This window comes from Verrucomicrobia bacterium S94, assembly GCA_004299845.1.
Lineage (GTDB): Bacteria > Verrucomicrobiota > Kiritimatiellia > Kiritimatiellales > Pontiellaceae > Pontiella.
Map to the genome: position 1 here is coordinate 3,769,326 of CP036201.1, position 19,728 is coordinate 3,789,053.

The window sequence follows — 19,728 nt, forward strand, 5'->3', positions numbered from 1 at the left end:
TTTTCAGGTTAATTCATGTGTTTTTTAATGCGGGCTTTAATCTGGTCAACGGTATGGCGCACCGGCTCCGGGCTCCGGAAGATGACCGCCCGCTGTGCGGCACCCGCCCAGTGGTCCTGGATCAGTGCGGCTTCCGCGGCCGTATCAAAATCCGCCGGAAGCTGACCGGCGTTAACGGCATCGTCGAGCACCTCGCGATAGATGCTGATCCAGTCATTAAAGCCCTTGATCAATTCCTCACGCATGCCCTCGCTGATTTCCGAAATTTCATTGCCGAGCTTGATTGCCAGACAGGGAAATTTCCCCGGATTTTTCTCCATGAAAGCAATACTGCCCTCCAGATAGTTGAAGAGCCGCTTCAAGGCATCCGGCTCCCGTTTCCGGTTCAGCATGAAAGACCGCTTATGTGCGCTGGCCTCGGCCATATAATGCTTCATCATTTCAATACCGAACTGTTCCTTCGACTCAAAATAGTGATAGAACGATCCCTTCGGCACCTGCACCGCCTCCAGCAGCTGCTTCAGGCCGACTGCGTGAAAACTCCGCTCCAGCATCAGCTCCTCTGCTGCTTCAAGAATCCGTTCTCTGGTAGGTTTTTCACTCATGATGCGTTGCATATTAGACCGGTCGTCTAGTAAGGCAAGAAAAAATGTGTAGAAATAACTTCCGCACATTTTCCGAATGATCCGCGCCTGATCTTCTTCTCTGTTTTATTCAGATTATCATGACGGTATGGAGTGTTTAAATCACTGACCCCTTCGGCAGCCGAATACTGTCTTTATTTCATAAACCGATCTACAGGTACTCTATGTTGAAATCAGGGATCTCTGAGAGGCTTTCAACACATTGATAAGTTCTTTTACCAAACTGAAACAGATGAAAGGGCTGTGCAGACCGAGGCGACTTTATAATTGTTCTGCCTTTAAGTTTTTGTCATACTTGAACTCTATGTTTTCAGCGGAATGAACGGTGTACAGGGAGAAAAATAATTATATCTGTCCAGAACGTTTTGTGGGAATAAAAGAATTTTATCACTGTTGTATGGTGCCGCGAAATGAACCTGAATAGAGCATAGCTATGCTTCTCGATATGCACCAGCAAAGCTCTGTTTCAGGGCGGGAGTGAATGCAGATGGAAAATAACAAGGTGGTTCTGATCGGCGTGGTTGGGATGTCGCCGGCGGTTTTAACGGAAACAGTATGGGCTTTATCGAGAGAAAATCCTCCGGTGGTTCCTGATGAAGTAGTAGCTATCACTACATCTCAAGGGCGGGAACAGATCGTACAGCAGCTGTTCGGACATGACAGTGTTTGGGATTCACTGCGGGATGCTCTTGGAGAATCGGCTGCTGAAAAACTTCGCTTCGATATCGAGAAATCTATCCGCATGATTCACGGTTTTGCGGATATTGCTTCGCCGGAAGAAAATGAGCAGTGCGCTGATTTTCTGCTGCAGCAGCTTCGACCCTATGCAGAAGAGGAAAAAACACAAATCATTGCCTCGATTGCCGGAGGAAGAAAAACGATGAGCGCACTCATGCTCTCCTGCATGAATCTGCTCGGAAGGGAACAGGATCGGGTATGCCACGTCCTCGTGAATGAACCTTTCGAAAAGAGACTCAAGCCGGCATTCTACTTTCCGCAACCTGGAGTAATCCATGAGTACGAAGATCAACGCACACAGGAAGTGAAAAAATATGCATCAGAAGATGCTGTCATTGCGCTTTCAGACATTCCTTTCGTCTGTGTTTCCAAGTGGCAGAATCTTAAATATGCGCCCAGCTCTTATTCTGCATTGGTTCGTTGGATCAATACGGGTGAATTTGATTTTCCACATATATGGATTAATCCCCATTCCCGAATGCTGGGAATCCGCGAATCGGAGGATTCGGAAACACTCGGGAAACTCACTTTTGGCCTGCTCTATTTTTGGCTTGGTTGGATGAAGCAATCGCCAGCCATTGAAGGCTGGAACAGTTTCCGGGATTATTTGGAAAAACATCTGCAGGACCAGCCGATTGATGAGCTGGATTATGAATGGGCTGGAGCCTTTGAAGATAAATATTTTTCTGATGGTAATTTCGTCATTGACGACGATATTTTGCGCAAACGGATGGGCGATGTCCGCAAAAAGCTGGAAGCCCTTTTCCGCTTCCCTCAACTGGCCAAGACACTCGTTCCTGATCTACAGAAACAGGAAGTCTTCAGCTTTCCGTTAAGCAATATTGAATGGAAAAACTGAATTGCGGACGTCCGAAAAAACGGGGATCAGTCCGAACCGGTTTATAACCCTTCCCATGCACAGCACTTCACACATTCTGATCGGAAACGCCTTCCCGCTGACGCTTGTCAAGCGTGCGGTTCGGATTGTGCCGGTTTCGCAGGAGGTGTTGCGGGAGGCGGCGCGCGGCAAAACCGTTGTTTCGTTCTGGGGGCATGCCAACACACTTGCCGCCGCCGAGGCGTTTTGCGGGCTTCCGCTGCTTCCGGCCTCTCCGCGTCCCGCCCTCGAGCTTTCCGTCGACGGCCTGCCCCGGCTCAACGGCCAGACATTTTCCGAATGCTGGATCGTTTCGCCGGAATACACCGCAGGATACCGTCCCGAACCCGGTGCTGAAGTGCCCGCCGACAACATCATCGGCTGGAAAATTTTAAAAATAACGTGGGAGTAAATATGCAAAAGTATCGAACTCAGATTATCATCGTCTCGGGACAGATGATCCCGAATGTAACTCCGGTCATGGATGATGCCATTTGTCCGGAAAAGGTGATTATATGCGCCAGCAACGCCATGCGCGAACGAGCCCGTATCCTGAAAACCTTTTTTACCGCAAAGCAGATAGAAGCCGAAATCTTTGAGCTGGGTGATGCCTATGCGTTTGAGGAATTGCAGAACCGCTTCATGGAACTGGCCATTCAATGCGAAGGGGAAACGTCCCTAGCCGTCAATCTGACGGGAGGAACCAAACTGATGACCATTGCCGCCCAGATGGTTTTTGAAAAGCGTCCGTGCTTTTATGTCATTCCGGAAAAGGATCAGATCATCATGCTGGATGCGGCCAATCCAGCCCTGTACGAGATTGCCGATAAAATACAGCTGCGCGATTTCTTCGCCATTCATGGATACACCGTGACCGGCCAGAAACGGAAAAAGAAAATTTCCGCTTCAACCGTCGATTTAGCGGAAACGCTGCTGAAACAATTCGACCGGTATAAAACAGAGATTGGAAAACTGAACTACCTGGCGGCAAAAGCGGAAGACGCCTATTCCTTGACGGTGAAAAATGAAATTTCAGACGCCACCTGCGACCTCCTGGATCTTTTCTATAAGCAGGGCAGTATTTCTTATTACGACGATAAAAAAATCGAGTTTGCCTCCAGCGAAGCGCGCGATTTCTGCAAAGGCTTCTGGCTCGAGGACTACATCCTGAGCGAACTGTCCAAAGCGGATGAGGTCATCGGGCTGCAGGACTGGGCCGGATCGATTCAAATTGAAAGTGCCTCCGGCACCAAAAACGAAATCGATGCCGCCTTCCTCTATAACAACGAGCTTTACGTTATCGAATGCAAAACCGCGCGCATGGACGATAAAGGCGATGATGTGCTCTATAAAATTGATACCATCCGCGGCTATGCCGGGCTCTATACAAAACCGATTATCGCCACCTTCAAAGAACTGAACAAATACGAGCGCCAGCGCGCCCGGGACCTGGGCATCACCCTGATCGAAGGCCGCAATCTCAACCGCTTTGCCGAACATTTAATGAAAAAAATCCATCCGAAAGGAGAAACCGAATGAGTGAGGATTATTGGAAAAAGAAATTGATGGCTTACCTGCACGATCCGCCGTGCAAATGTTTTGACATTGGGGCGCATGAACGAATTGCGGAAGGGTTCCGCAATGAAGCGGGAATTGAGCCGGCAGCTTATCAGGCGTTTGCTAAAATCTGCGATCACACGGCTTCTGCGGCTGACCGTTTTCCGTTTCCGTCCCGAAAGTGTTCGTCCAAATTTACCGGCGGCGAAGATTTTCCATTCAAGCATCCGTTTTGTAACGCGACACTGAAATTCCATGTTCCGGTGGAAACGGCGGAACTGGCGGAAGAACAGTTCCAAAAGGCCATCGGTGGGATTCCGTGTGACCTAGACTGGAAATCGAAGTTTTTCCTCTACTGGCGACGCTGGCCGGAGGAAGCCGCGAAGCAAGATCGGCGTTTGGCCTATCTGCCGGCGGATACACGCATTCCAGATCATACTATTTGGAATCACATGGGGCTGACCTCCGCTTTTCAGGCTTGTGTGAATGAAAGCGGGGACTTGAAACCGGCCTTTCTGCAGTTTCAACTGGGGCCGGTGCAGGAGTTTATTGCGGCTGCAAAAAGTACGCGTGATCTGGCGGCAGGCAGTTATCTGCTCTCTTGGCTGATGGCCCACGCCATGAAAGCGGTGGCTGATGAAGTCGGGCCAGATGCCGTGATCTTTCCGAATCTGCGTGGACAGCCAATCTTCGACCTGCTCAACAAGTCGCTTTACGATCAAATCCGGTTTGCTGGGAAATCGGGAGCGGAAGAATCGCTCTGGCAACGAATGTATGGTGACGGGATCGATGGGCTGCTTCGGCCGACGCTGCCGAACCGTTTTTGCGCGCTGGTTCCGGCGTGGCAGGCGAGGGAAATCGCGGGCAACGCGGAAAAGGCTGTCCGGAACGCTTTGCTGGAAGCCGGAGAAAAGGTGTGGCCGCATGTGGGCGAGGGATACAAAGTGCGTGACCGCATCGAGTGGGCGGCGTTTACACCCACTGAAATCGATCGGAAACGCTGGGTGAATCAGTTGGAAACTTTTCTTCAGATTACATGGACGGCAGGACCGTGGAAAGAACGCTCGGATCGATCCAGCAAAAAATGCAACCTCCATGAAAAACTGGCGCGTGAAATCATTCCGGAGGCGGATCGCGACCGCCGGTGTTACCTTGACCAGGATCCAGAAAAAGAACTCAACGCAGGATTTTACTGGCAGGAACATATCGAAGATTCCGGACGACAGTTGGCTGGTCGTCGCAATCTGCGCGACTTCTTTCAGATTCCGGAAGACAAAAAACAAGCCGGTTCTAAAAAGGATCGACTGACAGGGCGCGAGGAGGAGATCGGCGAAACGGGGTATGGTGCGTTGAGCATCCTCAAGCGCATGTTCCATAAACAGGTGCTGTTTCCTCAGCTGGGCTGCTCTGAACAGGCTTTCTGGAAAGCAGCTGGCTATGAAGATACCCGCTCTGTCGCAGAGAAAAACCGGTTGTCGGCCACAGAGCGTCAGAAAGGAAAAGGTAAATCCGCCAATCCGTATATTGCGCTGCTGGCGCTGGACGGCGATGAGATGGGGCGCTGGATGTCAGGTGAAAAAGCACAGCGGTTCGTGGATAATCTGGCAGGCAAGGCTCCCGGCTATTTTATGGGACTGCCCGGTTTCGATCCGAAGCTCAAACGGGCACTTACGCCGGCGTATCATCAGCAGTTTTCCGAGGCGCTTTCCAATGTCGCGCTTCATATGGCGGCTCCGGTTGTGGAAGGGTTCGGAGGACAGCTGATCTATGCCGGTGGTGATGATGTTCTGGCCATGTTGCCAGCTACCGAAGCGTTGGAATGTGCCTGGGCGCTGCGCTGCTGTTTTCGAGGAGAAACACTGCCTGATCATCTGCAGAACTGCGTTAAGCTGAACAGCCGGGGCGATGGCTTCGTAGATGCTGGATTGGGGTATCCGCTGATGGCACCTGGGCTGGAGGCGGATGTCTCCTGCGGAATCGCAATCGGGCATTGTAACCATCCGCTGCAGGCGCTCGTCCGAGAGGCTCAGAAAGCGGAGAAACGGGCAAAAAACCGGTATGAACGCGCAGCGTTCGCACTATCCCTTGTCAAGCGTTCCGGAGAAACCCTGCACTGGGGCGGGAAGTGGACAAGTAATGCTCTGCCGCTTTACCTAGCGTTTGAACAGTTCAGTGAAGACGAAAAGCTGTCTGGTCGTTTCCCGTACGCTTTGGCGGAGTTGCTGAAGCCGTACCGTCTGGATGCCGAAGAGAAGTCGCCGAAATCATTCCGCGATGTGGTGTGGTCGGAATTCTGCCATGTGCTGTATCAGCAGAGCGATGGAAGGCTGTCCCCCCGGGATCTGCCGCTGGCCGATGGTTATCTCGACCATTGCGTTGAGTCGAACCGCTGGGCTGACTTTCCCAATCTGTTTCTGGCCGCAGCCTTTATCAACCGTCCGAGAGGAGAAGAATAATCATGTGCTGGTATGAACTGAAACTTGAGCCGCGCGATGTCCTGTTTTTCCGTGATGCACGTCCGATGGAAGCCTCGTCGGTCGGTAGCGGCGCCAACTGGCCGTTGCCCAATGTCTTGCACGACGCTCTCATTCAGGGGCTGAAACGGCAATGGCCAGAACGGCAGCCGTGGGAAGTGGAACATCGAAATGCGAATAAAAATGACAACCGTTCTGAAAAGGAGTTCCGCAGCCTTCGTTTCGGCGGACTGAAGACCGCCGGGCTTTTCCCGGCTCAAGGCGACGAAATCTTCTTCCCTTGCCCGCTGGATCTTGATCCGGAGGGGACACGATGCAGCTGATAGATCGGCCTGAGGAAAGCAACCTGCCCGCGTTCATCGAAAAGGTGGCCGTGCTTACGGGAAAACCAAGTAAGAAAGAGCTTCCGCACTGGATCAGCAGTACTCAGTTTTCGGCCTATCTGAACGGGAATTCAGTCGAGCTTGAAGAAAATCCGGAACCGCTGTTCGATATCGAAACGCGTCCGGGAATCGGCATAGATCCCGAATGCGGCTCCGTCGATACCGGAGGAGAGGGAGAGGGCGGAAAATTCTATCTTGCCGAATATCTGCGTCTACGCGATGGGATTTCGTTACGCGGTTACGCCAAATGTGAATCTTCTTTGCGCGGTGAAGTGAAAGCCGATGTACTCGAAAAGCTTTTTGAAGGATCTCGCCACGTACCGCTTACATTCGGAGGTCAGCAGGGTGTTGTTGGCCTGTCATGTGTACGGCTCGAAAAACCGTTACAGGGGCTTGTTGCCGAAAATGCATCCGATGGCTGCTGGGTTAAATGGATTCTGCTCGCACCTGCGGTGTTTTCCAATGGGTGGAAACCGGACTGGGTTGATGAAAACGGCATCGTCCGGTTACCCGCCGAGCGTCCGCCGCGAAAGCCCGGCCAAACCCGCGAGGAGTGGCGAAAAAGTTTTACGGAGGCACCGAAGGCTGTTCTGGCCGCCGCCTGCAGCGGGAAACCGTTGCCGTTTTCCGGTTGGAATACTCGAATTGGCGGGCCGCGTCCCGCTCGGCTCGCGGTTCCCGCCGGATCGGTCTACTGGTTCCGTGCGGAATCTCCAACGGATGCGGCCACTCTTGTCAAAGTCCTGCAGGGACGCTGTATGAGCAGTTTTTACGGAGAAAAAGGTTTCGGTCTCGGAATATGTGTTCAACAAAAAATGTAAGATCGGCCTGCAGGTCGAACGAGTGAAAAGGAGAATAAGCATGAAAAAAATGACGATGACCCTGTTTGCAAGAACCCCCGTGCATGTCGGCGCGGGCAACTCTGTCGGTGCGGTCGACTCGCCCATCCAGCGCGAACGCCATACCCGCATCCCCATCATCCCCGGCTCCTCCCTCAAAGGGGTGCTCGCCGACCTCTGGAATGAAAAGGACAGCAACGGAAAATGGGTGCGGAGCCCAACCGGCAAAGAGCTGTTCGGCGAGGATGAAGGAGGAAAAAAAGTGGATGGGAAAGAAATACAGGCCAAAGCCGGCAGCCTGCTCATCGGCGAAGCCCGCGTGCTCGCCTTTCCCGTCCGCTCCGCCAAAGGCATGTTTGCCTGGATCACCTGTCCGCTGGTGCTGGAACGATTTGCGCGGGATAGGGACATTCAATGCCCGGATCTGCCTGCGCTGACGGAGAACCAGTGTCTCTCTTCGGGCAGCATCCTGCTCGAAAATACAGCGGTTCTCGAAGAGTATCGTATTGAGTCGGTCGGCGACGCAAATGCCATTGTAGAATTACTCAAATCGGTTTGCTCCGATTCGGTCTGGAGCAGCATGCCGGAACGGCTGGTGGTGCTTTCGAACGACTTGTTCTCCTATTTTGTTGAGCAGGCCTGTGAGGTGGTTTCCCGTATTCGCATCAATGACGAAACGGGCGTAGTTGCCAAGGGTGCGCTCTTTAATCAGGAGCAGGTGCCCAGCGAAACACTTTTCTATAGTGCAATATTTGTGGATGATACAAAAATTCCGGATGCTGAAGATAAGCTGAAGGACATGCTTTCAGCAGGTTTTCTGCAGGTGGGGGGCGATGCGTCAACCGGTTTGGGCTATTGCAGTGTGGAGGTGCTCTAATGAAAAATCTGGATCAGATCCGCGCGAAAAACGCACTCTATGCTGCGAAGACAACCCGCTTCAGCGGAACGGAAGGCGGTGGCATTATTAAAAAGGTTCCGACCATGATTCGAGAGAACGGACTGCTCGGTGCATTGGCTTTCGCGTGTGAAAAGAAAAAGGATGGCACCTATAAAAACGGCGACTTTCACAAGGTGTTTGAACAGATTCTCGTGCATCTTCAAGATGAGCGAATCGGGGCACTGAAAAAAGTGGGGGCGCATGCGGATGATTTGCTGGAGCATGCCGTTCTGATTTCTTCTGCCCAGCTTCGCGTGATTACGGATGAAGCGATGGCCTATCTTGCATTTCTGCGGCGTTTTGCTTCTGATGAAAACGGAGAGAGTGATGAGTAGATATCTGCCATTAACAACCGCGGTGAGGGAGGTCGCGGACCTCTTGTCCGATCAGCCGGATAAAGTCGTCAGTCTCTATGGACAACTGGCGGAAATTGAACATTCACCAGGATCAGACAACCAGAAGTCGAAACAGGCCGCTCCGCTGCTAAGTAAACTCTGTGCTCTGGAATTCAATCGGGTGGAGTCCGCGTCGTTGCGCCTGGAAAAGTTCGTTCATTTGGGCGCCACGACCAAAGACAATGAAATGAACGAAGTCTGTAAGCGGATCAACAAGCTCGATCTACGGTGCGAGGACTGGCATCTGCCCGAGTCGCTTTGGCGTGACGGCATCGAACTCGTGATGAAGTTGGAGGGGCGCCTTGCGATCCATCTGGCGGGCGGGGTGCTGGAAAATACGGGGATGTGCATCCATCCACATTTCAACTGTCCGTATCTTCCCGGCAGCGGCGTCAAGGGCGTTGCCCGCCATGCAGCCTGGGCAAAGTGGAACGAAACCAAATCATTCGAGGATGCACTGAAGGTGGCTTGGACGTTCGGCTATCCGACTGGGGATACCATGCCCCAAAAGGAGAAGGCTCGCACTCGCCCCGAAAAGGATTATCTGGACAATTTCCTGGCTCTCCGTAAACCGGAATGGTTCGGAAAAGAGGGCAGATATAAGTCCTTTGCAGGGTTGGTCTCTTTTCTGCCCGCCTTCCCGCTGGCAGGCGGATTTAAGGTGGTGGCCGATGTGCTGACTTGCCATCATCCGGATTATTACAAAGGGGAAAACGAGCGGGCCACGGATGACGAATCCCCAATTCCGCAATTTTTTCCGGTGATTGAATCCGGCAGTCGGTTTCGTTTTGTACTGCGGCCGTTGAGGAGTGTCGGAGAAGCGGAACTGCCTTTCGGTGCTGAGGTACTGGAATGGGCGCGTGCATTTCTGATTGAGGGTATGACTCTTTACGGTGCGGGTGCCAAAACCGCCGCCGGATACGGTTGGTTCTCATATAACCCGGATGAGGAAAAAAGACGTCTTGCGCAGCAGGAGGAGGCGCGTAAACGCCGGTTACTGGAGGAAAAGTCCGTCGCCATCCAGTCGGAGCTCTATGCGCTGGCGGATCCGTCGCCGTTTCAGTTCGGCGAGATGAAGAAACGCTTCGACGAACTGGTTGCTATGGCAACGGCGGAGCGGATGGAGTTGCCCGGGAAACAGCGCATTGAAGATGCACTCAACCGCATGAAAAAGAAGTTGCCTCAGGCATCGCCGCTGGATCAGCTGCGCGAAAAATGGGCGAAGCAGAATATGAACGCGGTGATCAAAAGCGATATCGCAAAATTTGATAAGCAGAAGCCGGAACAGAAGAAGCTGATCGTGGAACTGCTGCGCGAGCCGGAGGGAGTCGGTGCGGAAATCTGGAGCCAGATCCGGCAGGGACAGAAGGGCAATATCGCTAAGGGTGTGACGGCTCTTCGAACCTATTGTAAAAACGAACTTAAACTGGGAAAAATGCCATAATGAAAACACTCTTTGATGGAACGATGGAGATCATCACCCCCTGCTTCTGCGCCGGGGCGGATCAGTCCAAGGCGGAAATCCGCGCACCCTCGATTCGAGGGGAACTGCGTTGGTGGTTCCGTGCGCTGGGGGGAACCCGGCAGTTGGAAGCTGAGGTGTTTGGCTCAATAAAAGTGACGAAGGGTGAGAGGGTAATTAGCGAGAATCAGGCAAGTACTCTGATTGTCCGTGTTTCCGATCTGCGCAAAACGGGGGCAGAGAGCGGGCAGATGCCGTCGAATCACCGGTTCTTTGTTAAAACCCGCTTGGACAGCGGCAGTGCGGCTATGATTCCGGCCGGGTGGAGTTTCAGGCTTCAGATTCTTCAGGCAAAGCATACGAGTTGTGATGATTTGATCGATTTTGCCGTTCGATGCTTTATGACGCTTGGCGGATTGGGATTGCGTTCCAACCGCGGATTGGGAGCGGTCCAGACCATGACGAAGCAATCGGATTTCCAATCTTTGGAAAATGATTTGTGCAGCAGGGGTTTTGAAGTTTTCACTTTTCCCGTTCAGCAAAGTGCGCTGGATGCGCTGGTTGTGCTTGAGGAGCAGATTAAGAGCTTTCGCGAACAGGAGGGTGTTCAGAAAGACAGCAACAATGCCATGGGATTCGTACAAAGAAGAAAGAGACATGCTTCCTGTTTGCGGACGCGCCCGCTGAAAATGGAGAATGAAACATTCCTGCCAATCATGTTTTATTCCGAGGCGGCCATGGGAAATGTGACTGGTTTGCGCAGTAAACTGAAAGCTCATTTCGCATGATTTCTGAAGTGGGTTGAAAAACGAAGGGGAACGAATCTTATGAGTAATTCAAATGTGTTATTGCTGAGTGTAGGCGGTTCGTCGGAACCGAATATTCATGTCATCAAGGAGCGGAAGCCGGAGAAGATTATCTTTTTTTCGTCGGAATCAAGCCGGGAAAAGGTAGAGCAGGAGATTCTTCCGGCGGTCGGCTATTTCCCCCGATGCGGCCATATTGTGACGCCGGATGCGGAGGATGTCGGGGTAAGCACGTTTGAACTGCTGAAAAAAATGCCGGAGGAACTGCGCAAGCTGGGCGAAACGATCGACTGGCCGCAGCTCTGCGGCTATACCGGCGGCACCAAGACCATGAGCGCGGCGGTGGTCTGGGCCTCATCGCGCTTCCCGTGTGAACTGCTGTATGTCGGCGGTCAAAAGCGTTCCAAGGGGGGCTGGGAATTGTTGAAAACGGGTCGGAGCAGCTGGTGGCCATTGAAAATCCATGGAACGCAGTAGGCTGGTTTGAGGTCCGCACGGCCTTTGAACTGTTTAATCGGGCGCAGTACAGTAATGCCGCCAAAGTGCTCTCAGAGCTGTTGCAGAAAGTGCAGGCGCATGAGGTGCGGGTGATCGTTGAGTTTCTCCGAGACATCATGCAGGCGGTCGCCGACTGGGATGCCTTTCAGCATGCCCGGGCGCTCAAGGCGATGGAACGGGCGGTTCGGGAGCTGCCAAAAGTGCAGGGGTTGATCGAAGCTGAATTTCCGGAATTGCACCTGCTGCTCGAATGGCTGGAAACTGCGCGCGATCATTTGCGGGCGCTGAAAATTGCAAAAGATGGAGCTCTTCCCCTGTCGGAACCCCTTTGCGAAGAGCTGTTGTCAAATGCTTTGCGGCGTGCCCGCCTTGAAGGGAAATATGAGGATGCGACTGCCCGGCTCTATTCGCTGTTTGAGAAAGAGGTAAAGCGGCGCTTACTTGAACAGCATAACCTCGACAATTCTGCCTGTCTTCTGGATTCTATCCCGGAAACCATTCGGGATGACTATTCACGATATGCCGATGAAAAGAACGTCTGCCGGTTCGGTCTGAAAGGGACTGTTCATCTACTACAGGCACTGGGTTCACAGGATCTGTTTGTGGAGCGTTATCTGGAAAAGGAAAAGGAAATCGACCGTGCCATCGGCGCCCGCAATGCCAGCATTTTGGGTCATGGAACGCAGCCTATTACAGAAGCAAAATTTGATGAATTGCTGATTCTTGTGCTTTTTGTTTTAGGGGTAAAAGAAGACGAAGTGCTTTGCATTCCCAAAATTCAAAAAAGCTAAATATGGCCTAGGATCCGTCCATTCACCACCGCCGATCGATCCGGTTGAAGTCGCACGACTATGCGGGCGGCGGTGTGTATTTGAACCTTTCCCTTCGGTCATTATTTTCTGGCGAAAATTATATGTCGCTTCGCTTGATGGTTACGGTGTGTGCGCATCGGGAATTCATAGAATGGGCGGGCGACAGCCCGTTTTTTCTTCCGAATGTGCGGAAAATGCTGGAGGAGGAATGGCGCCGGGGAGGCGAGGTGCGTACAGGCGTGTATCCCGGACCCTTTGTCGACATGCCCGACCATGTGCATGGACTGCTGCGCATCGAGCCCGGGGCCTCCGAGCTCGGCCGTGTCGTCGGCGGACGTCCGTTTTTTCATATCCGGCCCGCGGTTCTGGTTTACTCCTTTGCGTTGAGCGAAAGGAGACTTATGAATGAAGGGAAGAACAACAGCCGCGTCGGCCGGCCGCTTCGTCCGGAAAAAACGGCGGAAGCGGACAAAATTATGCGCCTGTGCTGTCCGGACTGCGGCGGACGGGAGAGCGTTGTGCTGCCGGCGGGGGCGGAAGGTACTGCGGTGCTGCTGGAAACGCTGCGCCGAGCATGTCCGGACTGCGGCGGCGGGAAACGCCGTCTGGAACGGATACGTCATATCAGCAAAAAGGAGCGGAACTGATTATGCCTTCACTGGTCTTTAACGGAAACCGTATCGAAGCACGGCGCGAGAGCCGCCGGATCATTCTGAGCCGGACGGGCGACGACTGCAGCACTGCGGCCAGCGTGTCGGTTCCGCTTAACGATGTCGACCGCGCTACGGTGGTGGGGCACCCGCATGTTTCTGTATCGGTGCTCCAGAAACTGATGCGCGAAGGGATTCCCGTTTCGTTTATATCCGAAAAGGGTCATTGGTACGGCACCCTGCATCCGGATGGCGACAAAAATGCGGCGCGGCGGTTGATGCAGTACCGGCAGCAGGAAAATCCCGCGGTTCGGCTGAGCTGTGCCAAAAAGGTCGTGCGCGCCAAAATTCGGAATCAGCGTCGCGTTCTGCAGCGCCTCGCCGCAAACCGGAACGAATCGAAGGCCTCCGCGCACCTCGACGCGGTCGATACCCTGCGCCAGCTGGCCCGCACAGCGGGACAGGCTCCCGATAATGAATCGCTGCGCGGCATCGAAGGCACTGCCGCCGCGCGTTATTTTCAACGGCTCGGCCTTTTCTTTCCCGAAGCCGTACCCTTCAACGGCCGCTCCCGCCGGCCGCCGCGCGATGCCGCCAACGCGCTGCTCTCCTGGACCTATACCATTGTGCTGAGCGAAGTCGATGCCGCTCTGCGCCTGCAGGGGCTTGATCCCTGTTTCGGGTGGCTGCACGAAGTCTCTGCCGGAACGCCGGCCCTTGCACTGGATCTGCTCGAACCGTTGCGCGCGCCCGTCTGCGACCTGCTTGTGCTCAACCTCCTCAACCATGGAATCCTCGGTCCCGCCGACTTTCATGTAAGTGCCGAAGACGGCGGAACCTACCTGAACGAAACCGCCCGTAAAAAATTCTTCGTCCACTATGAATCCCACATGCAGCGCAAATTCAAACCAGCTCCCGATGCGCCGCATACCGACCTGCGCCAATGCATCACCCGCCAGGTCTGGGGTGTGCTGCGCCTCCTCGAAAATCCGGAAACCGATGAAGCCGGAATCTTCCTTATGCCATGATGCGCATCGATGAATTCAGCCGTTATTTCCCCGCTCAGCCGGAATACGGCTTTTACGACCCAGCCGGGAAGGAGATCAAACATATGCTCCACCTTGTGGCCTACGACATCGCCGACGCCAAACGCCTCCGACTCGTTGCCAAAACCTGCGAGGATTTCGGGGTGCGCGTGGAATATTCCGTTTTCGAATGCGACCTGCCGCCGGAACGTTTCGAAGGTTTCTGGAACGAACTCAACCGGATTATCAACAAAGATGAGGATTCTCTGCTCGCTTATCGGATCTGTGGCGAATGCGTTAAAAAAACGCGTTCTTCCGGAACCGTCGTCCGTCCGGAAAAGGCCATGCTCTACATTTTATGAACTTTTTCGGCGGCACGTCAAAACCGCTAAAAACCCGGGGGTGCCGCCGAAAGTTGTAAGTGCATTTATTTCAATGAATTGTGTTTATTTTTGTGAGGTTTTTCATCCGGATTTCGGCCGGAAAAAGAGGGGAAAAATGGACTGCCGCCAAAACGGGCTTGCAACCTCCTGGGAATCAATGACATAAAAGGGGTGCTGTCCGAATAGGGCAGAAAGCCGAAAGGCGATTGAGACAAATAAATCGTAGTCACGACTTTTAGGAATCCATTCGGCGGTCCGAATAGGGCAGAAAGCCGAAAGGCGATTGAGACTTTCGGCATCAGGTAATCGGATTGCCGCGCCATTGTCAAGGTCCGAATAGGGCAGAAAGCCGAAAGGCGATTGAGACGAGTAATCGAGAGCGCTAAGGTCGTCAGTTTCGCTCAGGTCCGAATAGGGCAGAAAGCCGAAAGGCGATTGAGACCCCGGAGGGGCTGGTGATACCCCGTCTCGGAGTAGAACTCGTCCGAATAGGGCAGAAAGCCGAAAGGCGATTGAGACCGATTCCCGGGCGTCATCCAGTGCGCCGCCGCTTTGAAACGTCCGAATAGGGCAGAAAGCCGAAAGGCGATTGAGACTTGTGCAGGGCCCCGCGGATTTCGTCATCCATCAAGTTTAGTCCGAATAGGGCAGAAAGCCGAAAGGCGATTGAGACTTCGGCGTGTACTCCATTGAGTTCGTAAGCCAGGGTCTTGCAGTCCGAATAGGGCAGAAAGCCGAAAGGCGATTGAGACCTTTTCCTTCATTGTTTTTCATTTTTATTCCTTTTGCCCAGGTCCGAATAGGGCAGAAAGCCGAAAGGCGATTGAGACCTTGTTGATTATCGACTGCGAGATATTTTCTCCACAATGGTCCGAATAGGGCAGAAAGCCGAAAGGGATTGCCAACCCCTTCGGGGGATTGGCTCGCCCTCCCGTAGGTCGGGACGTGAGACTTCGTTTTGCGGATAGAATACGTTTGAGTGAAGGGCTGTCCGAATAGAGCAGAAAGCTGACCGAGCGCAAAGCGCGAAGGGGGCCGGCTCGGCGCAGCCGTGACGGCAGTGAAGCGCAGCGTAACGGCAACGGGATTGACGGGTTCTTGGAACCCGCCCTTCGGGCAACGCGCCTACGGCGGTTGTCTCGCCCTCCCGAGGGTCGGGACGTGAGATCGTTTTGCGGATAGAATACGTTTGAGTGAAGGGCTGTCCGAATGGGGCAGAAAGCTGACCGAGCGCAAAGCGCGAAGGGGGCCGGCTCGGCGCAGCCGTGACTGCAGTGAAGCGCAGCGTAACGGCAACGGGGTTGATGGGTTCTTGGAACCCGCCCTTCGGGCAACGCGCCTTTGGCGGTGCCTCGCCCTCTCCTTGGTCGGGACGTGAGCTTGTTCAAGCTGTCGGCTTTATGCTGTGAGCGGTCAGCTTTTTTATGCGGAACACCTGGCTTGTTTTTCTGTTGGCGGGGACATGGGATGGATGGAGAACTGTCATTTTCCAAGGCGGTTGATGACGCAATGCCATATGAAATATACGTGTATCCATATAGCCGGGATGCGTTAAATATTTTCTGCTATGGGTTTGCTGAAGCCGGGCGGTTGAGATCGTGCCGGGCGGGTTATGGTGGGTTGCTGTGAGCGCAACTGCGGCAGCACAGGAGGTGCCGCCGGGGAAAAGAGGCGCTTGCTGCTCTTTTTATCCATGGGCTTGCCGGGTTCCCCCATGGCCAATATCGTCATGGTCCGTATTATGGAACCATTCGGCTCATGTCATTACTGATGACAAAGACGGCTGGATCTTTCAGGGGCGGCGTCCTAGTATGCGACGATTGGTGTATAGGCGGAGGCGGATTGCCCGGGCTTGTTGTTGAGTAGAAAACTCAAAGGAGAATGAGATGGGAATAGTTGACATCATTGTGTTTGTGGCCTTTGTGGCGGCGGTGCTGTTTGTCGGGTTATATATGTCCAAGGGGGAAAAGACCCATGGCGATGAGGGGGCGGCGGATTATTTTCTGGCCGGCCGCGGTCTGACCTGGTGGCTGATTGGTTTTTCGCTGATTGCGGCCAATATTTCGGCGGAACAGTTTGTCGGTATGAGCGGACAGGGGGCCGGCCTTTACGGTCTTTCGGTTTCGAGCTGGGAGTGGATTGCTGCGATCACGCTGGTGGTGGTGGCGTTTGTGCTGCTGCCGTATTTCCTTCGTTCCGGGATTACCACGATTCCTGAGTTTCTGGAGGTGCGGTATAATCACTGGGCGCGTCTGATTATGACGGTCTCTATGATTATCATCCTGATTGTGGCCAGTTTGATCGGCGTTATTTATGCGGGGGCGCTGACGTTAAAAGAGCTGATGTTTGATTTGGGTGTTGATCTGTCTATGGCAGGCAGTTGCTGGGCGCTGGGTGTGATGGCGGCAATCTATGTGGCCATCGGCGGACTGAAGGCGTGTGCCTGGGCCGATCTGATTCAGGGGTCCGCATTAATTGTGGGCGGCGGTATTATTGCGTATTTTGCATTTGATGCGCTGGCGGCAAGCGATGCGGCATCTCTGGTGGCTTCCACGGGGGCGGCGGCTGAATTTGATGCGGGGGCCGGTGCGTTTGAGCGGTTTTCCGCGTTGAATGAAACGGCGATGCATATGGGCAGCAATCCGTCGATGCCGTGGGGCATTCTATTGCTGGGGATCTGGATTCCGAACTTTTATTACTGGGGACTCAACCAGTATATCACGCAGCGTATTCTTGGCTCCGCTTCTCTGGGAGAGGGGCAGAAGGGGCTGGTGCTTGCGGCCGGTCTGAAACTGCTGATTCCGTTTGTGATTGTTATTCCGGGCATTATTGCGTTCAACCTGTTCAGTGCGGACATGGAGGAGCGGGCAGGAGATCCTCTGGCGGTTTATGAAGCGGCCAGGACGGAGCCGTCTTCCACTCAGATATTTAAGCTGGATGCCAAGTGGGTCAATGCCAATCCGGATAAGGCGGCGGAGGTTGAGGCGTATAATCAGTCTGTCATCTCCCGTGTGGGTCAGGATGCCGTGGAAACAGTTGATTTGCATCTGTACAAATATGATTCGGCCCTGGGGCTGCTGATTACCAAGCTGATTCCGAAGAATAAGGGTATTCTTGGATTTGTCATTGCGGCGTTGCTCGGGGCGATTGTTTCATCGCTGGCTGCGGTTCTGAACGCGGCTTCGACGCTGATGACGATGGACATCTACCATCGTTATATCAAGCCGGGGGCGACGCAGTTCCAGCTGGTGACATTCGGTCGTATTCTGATCGGAATCTTTGTGCTGATCGGATGTATTGTGGCTCCGTTGCTGAAGAGTGACAGTATCTTTAAGTACATTCAGTTGATTCAGGGCTATATTTCCGCCGGGATTCTCGGTGTATTCATCTATGGGCTGATCAATCGTTCCGGAGGGGAATGGGCGGGTGTTATCGGCATTATTGCCAACCCGATCATTTACGGTCTGCTCAGCTTTTTCTTTCCCGAGATGCACTTCCTCTACTGGATGTCGTATTCGCTGATCGGTGTGCTGCTGACACTGACGATTTACGGTTTTATTCATAAGCGTACTGAAAAGATGGTGTTTGAAACGAATACCACGATGGATCTGACCTCTTCAAAACCGGCGTTGATCTGGGGACTGGTGGTCTGTGCGGCAACCGTCGCGCTCTATGTGATCTTCTGGTAGTCTTCAAGCCGTTCAAGAAAAAGGCGTCCTGCGGGGCGCCTTTTTTGTTTTCAGGCTTCCGGGCGTACGTTTGCGCGCCGGAGTGCGTCAGAAATAGATCGAGTTTGTTATTGAGACTGAGTCTAAACAGTTGTCTAAATACAGCCCTTAGAGCGACAGGGATTTAGGAAGGCCTAAAAAAGCAGTCAAATAGGGTTGACCAACGTGGGACAACATCTAAATTAACCGGAATTTTTAAGCGGGACTAACAAAATGGCAGATTGCCACGAACAGGTAAAAAAACGGATTAATGCGCTGTATAACATGCTGATTGAGCATGATGGCTACGGCGAAATGTCGATTGACTTCAGGATCCTGAAACGGGGCCAGAAGGAAGTGATCATCCGTTGCGGGAAGCAGTACCGGTATGTGGTGGATACGTCGATGGACTGTTTGAAAGACTGATGCCGCCGGGGTGTGCCCGGGGCTGTAAAAATAAAGATTCAAAAGCATAAGGTTCCAGCGAGTGGAAGATGCTTTGGGGAAAGAAGAATGGCTAACGTCAAGGGGTTGGTAGCGGTTGCGGTATTGGCTGCTTTTGCGGGAGACCGTGTTGCCGAAGCGGATTCTGCGGGAGAATTGCGTTCGGAAGATCTGAGTGTTCTGGTGGATAACGGATTGCAGCATCTGGAATGGGGGGTTCTGTTTGAGGCGGAGGCCGGTTATTCCCGGACGGGTTCGGATGAAGAGAGCGATATTACGCTGGCGACGTTTGAATTTGTGTTGGATTCCGCCGTAAACGAGTGGCTGAGCGGGCACGTCGGGTTTCTGTGGGAGGAAGATGATACGGATCCCATCGATCTGGATGAAGGTTTTATTGTTATCGGCGGCGAGGCGGCGAACGGATTTTATGGACAGGCCGGTAAGTTTTATCTGCCGTTCGGCAATTTCGAGACGGCGTTTATCTCGGATCCGCTGACGCTGGAGCTGGCGGAAATCAATAAAAGTTCGGTGATGGCGGGCTATGCGGGGGAATGGTTTGATGTCAGTGCCGGGGTTTTTAAGGGCGAGGAGGATGATGTGATTCAGTGCGGCTATGCCGCGATGAATGTCAATCTCGGCGAGCGGGCGGTTATTGGTACCTACATTCTTTCCGATATGCTGGAAACGGACGGTTTTGCGGAACTGAATGAAACGGGCGGAACGCGTTCGGCCGGTGCGGGCGGTTATGTGAATCTTTTTGCGGGGCCGGCCATGATCAATGCCGAGGTGGTTTCCGCGCTGGAAACGATGGATTTCGGGGCGGGGGAGAATATGAAGCCTTATGCTTACAATATCGAGGCATCATGGGCATTTGCTGAAAAATGGACGGCCGGAATTAAATATGAAGGCTCGGAACATTTTTATACGGCCTACGATGCGGGACTGGGTGGTCTTTTTCATAAATCCGGTGCGGGCGGGGTTGTATCCTGCAATTTTCACGATCATGCCGCGATCGGCCTGGAATATTTATACATGACGAACAAAGGCGCCCGTGATACCGATCTTGTCACGGTCCAGCTGGCGCTCGAATTTTAGCC

19 protein-coding genes and 1 CRISPR repeat array are annotated in these 19,728 nt (G+C 53.2%); of the genes, 18 read left to right on the forward strand and 1 reads right to left on the reverse strand.

Going from position 1 to position 19,728, the window contains the following annotated elements; all coding sequences use genetic code 11:
* Positions 1-8 precede the first annotated feature (8 nt).
* Positions 9-674 (reverse strand): TetR/AcrR family transcriptional regulator, encoded by a 666-nt coding sequence (locus EGM51_16590; GenBank protein ID QBG48940.1) that lies wholly within the window; start codon positions 672-674, stop codon positions 9-11.
* Between the two features lie 451 nt (positions 675-1,125).
* Between EGM51_16590 and EGM51_16595 the strand changes: the two genes are divergently transcribed.
* The 18 genes from EGM51_16595 (at position 1,126) to EGM51_16680 (ending at position 19,726) form a co-directional block, all read left to right on the forward strand.
* Positions 1,126-2,241 carry a TIGR02584 family CRISPR-associated protein gene (locus EGM51_16595; GenBank protein QBG48941.1) on the forward strand — a complete coding sequence of 372 codons (1,116 nt, stop codon included), beginning with the start codon at positions 1,126-1,128 and terminating at the stop codon, positions 2,239-2,241.
* A 1-nt stretch (position 2,242) separates the two neighbouring features.
* Positions 2,243-2,671, forward strand: coding sequence for a hypothetical protein (locus EGM51_16600; GenBank protein ID QBG48942.1), 429 nt, complete (start codon positions 2,243-2,245; stop codon positions 2,669-2,671).
* Positions 2,672-2,673: 2 nt separating this feature from the next.
* Positions 2,674-3,798: a DUF1887 family protein gene (locus EGM51_16605; GenBank protein QBG48943.1), complete on the forward strand. Its 1,125-nt coding sequence runs from the start codon at positions 2,674-2,676 to the stop codon at positions 3,796-3,798.
* Complete coding sequence (cas10, locus tag EGM51_16610) at positions 3,795-6,272, forward strand: type III-B CRISPR-associated protein Cas10/Cmr2 (protein QBG48944.1); 2,478 nt, start codon at positions 3,795-3,797, stop codon at positions 6,270-6,272. Before EGM51_16605 ends, cas10 begins: the two co-directional genes overlap by 4 nt.
* A 2-nt stretch (positions 6,273-6,274) precedes the next feature.
* Positions 6,275-6,613: a hypothetical protein gene (locus EGM51_16615; GenBank protein ID QBG48945.1), complete on the forward strand. Its 339-nt coding sequence runs from the start codon at positions 6,275-6,277 to the stop codon at positions 6,611-6,613.
* Positions 6,604-7,494, forward strand: a complete 891-nt coding sequence (locus EGM51_16620; GenBank protein ID QBG48946.1) for a hypothetical protein — start codon at positions 6,604-6,606, stop codon at positions 7,492-7,494. Before EGM51_16615 ends, EGM51_16620 begins: the two co-directional genes overlap by 10 nt.
* Before the next feature lie 40 nt (positions 7,495-7,534).
* Positions 7,535-8,389 (forward strand): type III-B CRISPR module RAMP protein Cmr4, encoded by an 855-nt coding sequence (cmr4, locus tag EGM51_16625; GenBank protein ID QBG48947.1) that lies wholly within the window; start codon positions 7,535-7,537, stop codon positions 8,387-8,389.
* A complete protein-coding gene (gene cmr5 / locus EGM51_16630) occupies positions 8,389-8,784 on the forward strand; it encodes a type III-B CRISPR module-associated protein Cmr5 (GenBank protein QBG48948.1) in 396 nt (131 codons plus the stop codon). Before cmr4 ends, cmr5 begins: the two co-directional genes overlap by 1 nt.
* Positions 8,714-10,288, forward strand: a complete 1,575-nt coding sequence (gene cmr6 / locus EGM51_16635; GenBank protein ID QBG48949.1) for a type III-B CRISPR module RAMP protein Cmr6 — start codon at positions 8,714-8,716, stop codon at positions 10,286-10,288. Before cmr5 ends, cmr6 begins: the two co-directional genes overlap by 71 nt.
* The gene (cmr1, locus tag EGM51_16640; GenBank protein QBG48950.1) at positions 10,288-11,094 is read left to right on the forward strand and encodes a type III-B CRISPR module RAMP protein Cmr1; all 807 of its coding nucleotides are present in this window, start codon (positions 10,288-10,290) and stop codon (positions 11,092-11,094) included. The genes cmr6 and cmr1 overlap by 1 nt, the downstream gene beginning before the upstream one ends.
* A gap of 39 nt (positions 11,095-11,133) precedes the next feature.
* A complete protein-coding gene (locus tag EGM51_16645) occupies positions 11,134-11,589 on the forward strand; it encodes a hypothetical protein (GenBank protein QBG48951.1) in 456 nt (151 codons plus the stop codon).
* Positions 11,526-12,401, forward strand: coding sequence for a TIGR02710 family CRISPR-associated protein (locus EGM51_16650; protein ID QBG48952.1), 876 nt, complete (start codon positions 11,526-11,528; stop codon positions 12,399-12,401). Before EGM51_16645 ends, EGM51_16650 begins: the two co-directional genes overlap by 64 nt.
* Before the next feature lie 122 nt (positions 12,402-12,523).
* Entirely contained in the window at positions 12,524-13,069 is a 546-nt protein-coding gene (locus EGM51_16655; GenBank protein ID QBG48953.1) for a hypothetical protein, read from the forward strand.
* A complete protein-coding gene (gene cas1, locus EGM51_16660; protein QBG48954.1) occupies positions 12,997-14,100 on the forward strand; it encodes a CRISPR-associated endonuclease Cas1 in 1,104 nt (367 codons plus the stop codon). The genes EGM51_16655 and cas1 overlap by 73 nt, the downstream gene beginning before the upstream one ends.
* An 83-nt stretch (positions 14,101-14,183) precedes the next feature.
* Positions 14,184-14,459: a CRISPR-associated endonuclease Cas2 gene (gene cas2, locus EGM51_16665; protein ID QBG49336.1), complete on the forward strand. Its 276-nt coding sequence runs from the start codon at positions 14,184-14,186 to the stop codon at positions 14,457-14,459.
* Between the two features lie 197 nt (positions 14,460-14,656).
* Positions 14,657-15,386: direct repeats of the CRISPR family, unit length 37 nt; unit sequence GTCCGAATAGGGCAGAAAGCCGAAAGGCGATTGAGAC.
* A 980-nt stretch (positions 15,387-16,366) separates the two neighbouring features.
* A complete protein-coding gene (locus EGM51_16670; protein QBG48955.1) occupies positions 16,367-18,169 on the forward strand; it encodes a sodium:proton symporter in 1,803 nt (600 codons plus the stop codon).
* A 252-nt stretch (positions 18,170-18,421) separates the two neighbouring features.
* A complete protein-coding gene (locus tag EGM51_16675; GenBank protein ID QBG48956.1) occupies positions 18,422-18,613 on the forward strand; it encodes a hypothetical protein in 192 nt (63 codons plus the stop codon).
* 87 nt (positions 18,614-18,700) lie between these two features.
* Positions 18,701-19,726 carry an LbtU family siderophore porin gene (locus tag EGM51_16680; GenBank protein ID QBG48957.1) on the forward strand — a complete coding sequence of 342 codons (1,026 nt, stop codon included), beginning with the start codon at positions 18,701-18,703 and terminating at the stop codon, positions 19,724-19,726.
* The last annotated feature ends 2 nt before the right edge of the window (positions 19,727-19,728 follow it).

What these genes read in the sequence shown, in the direction of transcription:
- EGM51_16590 (QBG48940.1), bottom strand. Translation starts at nt 674, where the DNA reads ATGTGCGGAAGTTATTTCTACACATTTTTTCTTGCCTTACTAGACGAC.
- EGM51_16595 (QBG48941.1), top strand. Translation starts at nt 1,126, where the DNA reads ATGCAGATGGAAAATAACAAGGTGGTTCTGATCGGCGTGGTTGGGATG.
- EGM51_16605 (QBG48943.1), top strand. Translation starts at nt 2,674, where the DNA reads ATGCAAAAGTATCGAACTCAGATTATCATCGTCTCGGGACAGATGATC.
- cas10 (QBG48944.1), top strand. Translation starts at nt 3,795, where the DNA reads ATGAGTGAGGATTATTGGAAAAAGAAATTGATGGCTTACCTGCACGAT.
- EGM51_16615 (QBG48945.1), top strand. Translation starts at nt 6,275, where the DNA reads ATGTGCTGGTATGAACTGAAACTTGAGCCGCGCGATGTCCTGTTTTTC.
- EGM51_16620 (QBG48946.1), top strand. Translation starts at nt 6,604, where the DNA reads ATGCAGCTGATAGATCGGCCTGAGGAAAGCAACCTGCCCGCGTTCATC.
- cmr4 (QBG48947.1), top strand. Translation starts at nt 7,535, where the DNA reads ATGAAAAAAATGACGATGACCCTGTTTGCAAGAACCCCCGTGCATGTC.
- cmr5 (QBG48948.1), top strand. Translation starts at nt 8,389, where the DNA reads ATGAAAAATCTGGATCAGATCCGCGCGAAAAACGCACTCTATGCTGCG.
- cmr6 (QBG48949.1), top strand. Translation starts at nt 8,714, where the DNA reads ATGAAGCGATGGCCTATCTTGCATTTCTGCGGCGTTTTGCTTCTGATG.
- cmr1 (QBG48950.1), top strand. Translation starts at nt 10,288, where the DNA reads ATGAAAACACTCTTTGATGGAACGATGGAGATCATCACCCCCTGCTTC.
- EGM51_16645 (QBG48951.1), top strand. Translation starts at nt 11,134, where the DNA reads ATGAGTAATTCAAATGTGTTATTGCTGAGTGTAGGCGGTTCGTCGGAA.
- EGM51_16655 (QBG48953.1), top strand. Translation starts at nt 12,524, where the DNA reads ATGTCGCTTCGCTTGATGGTTACGGTGTGTGCGCATCGGGAATTCATA.
- cas1 (QBG48954.1), top strand. Translation starts at nt 12,997, where the DNA reads ATGTCCGGACTGCGGCGGCGGGAAACGCCGTCTGGAACGGATACGTCA.
- cas2 (QBG49336.1), top strand. Translation starts at nt 14,184, where the DNA reads ATGCTCCACCTTGTGGCCTACGACATCGCCGACGCCAAACGCCTCCGA.
- EGM51_16670 (QBG48955.1), top strand. Translation starts at nt 16,367, where the DNA reads ATGGGAATAGTTGACATCATTGTGTTTGTGGCCTTTGTGGCGGCGGTG.
- EGM51_16675 (QBG48956.1), top strand. Translation starts at nt 18,422, where the DNA reads ATGGCAGATTGCCACGAACAGGTAAAAAAACGGATTAATGCGCTGTAT.
- EGM51_16680 (QBG48957.1), top strand. Translation starts at nt 18,701, where the DNA reads ATGGCTAACGTCAAGGGGTTGGTAGCGGTTGCGGTATTGGCTGCTTTT.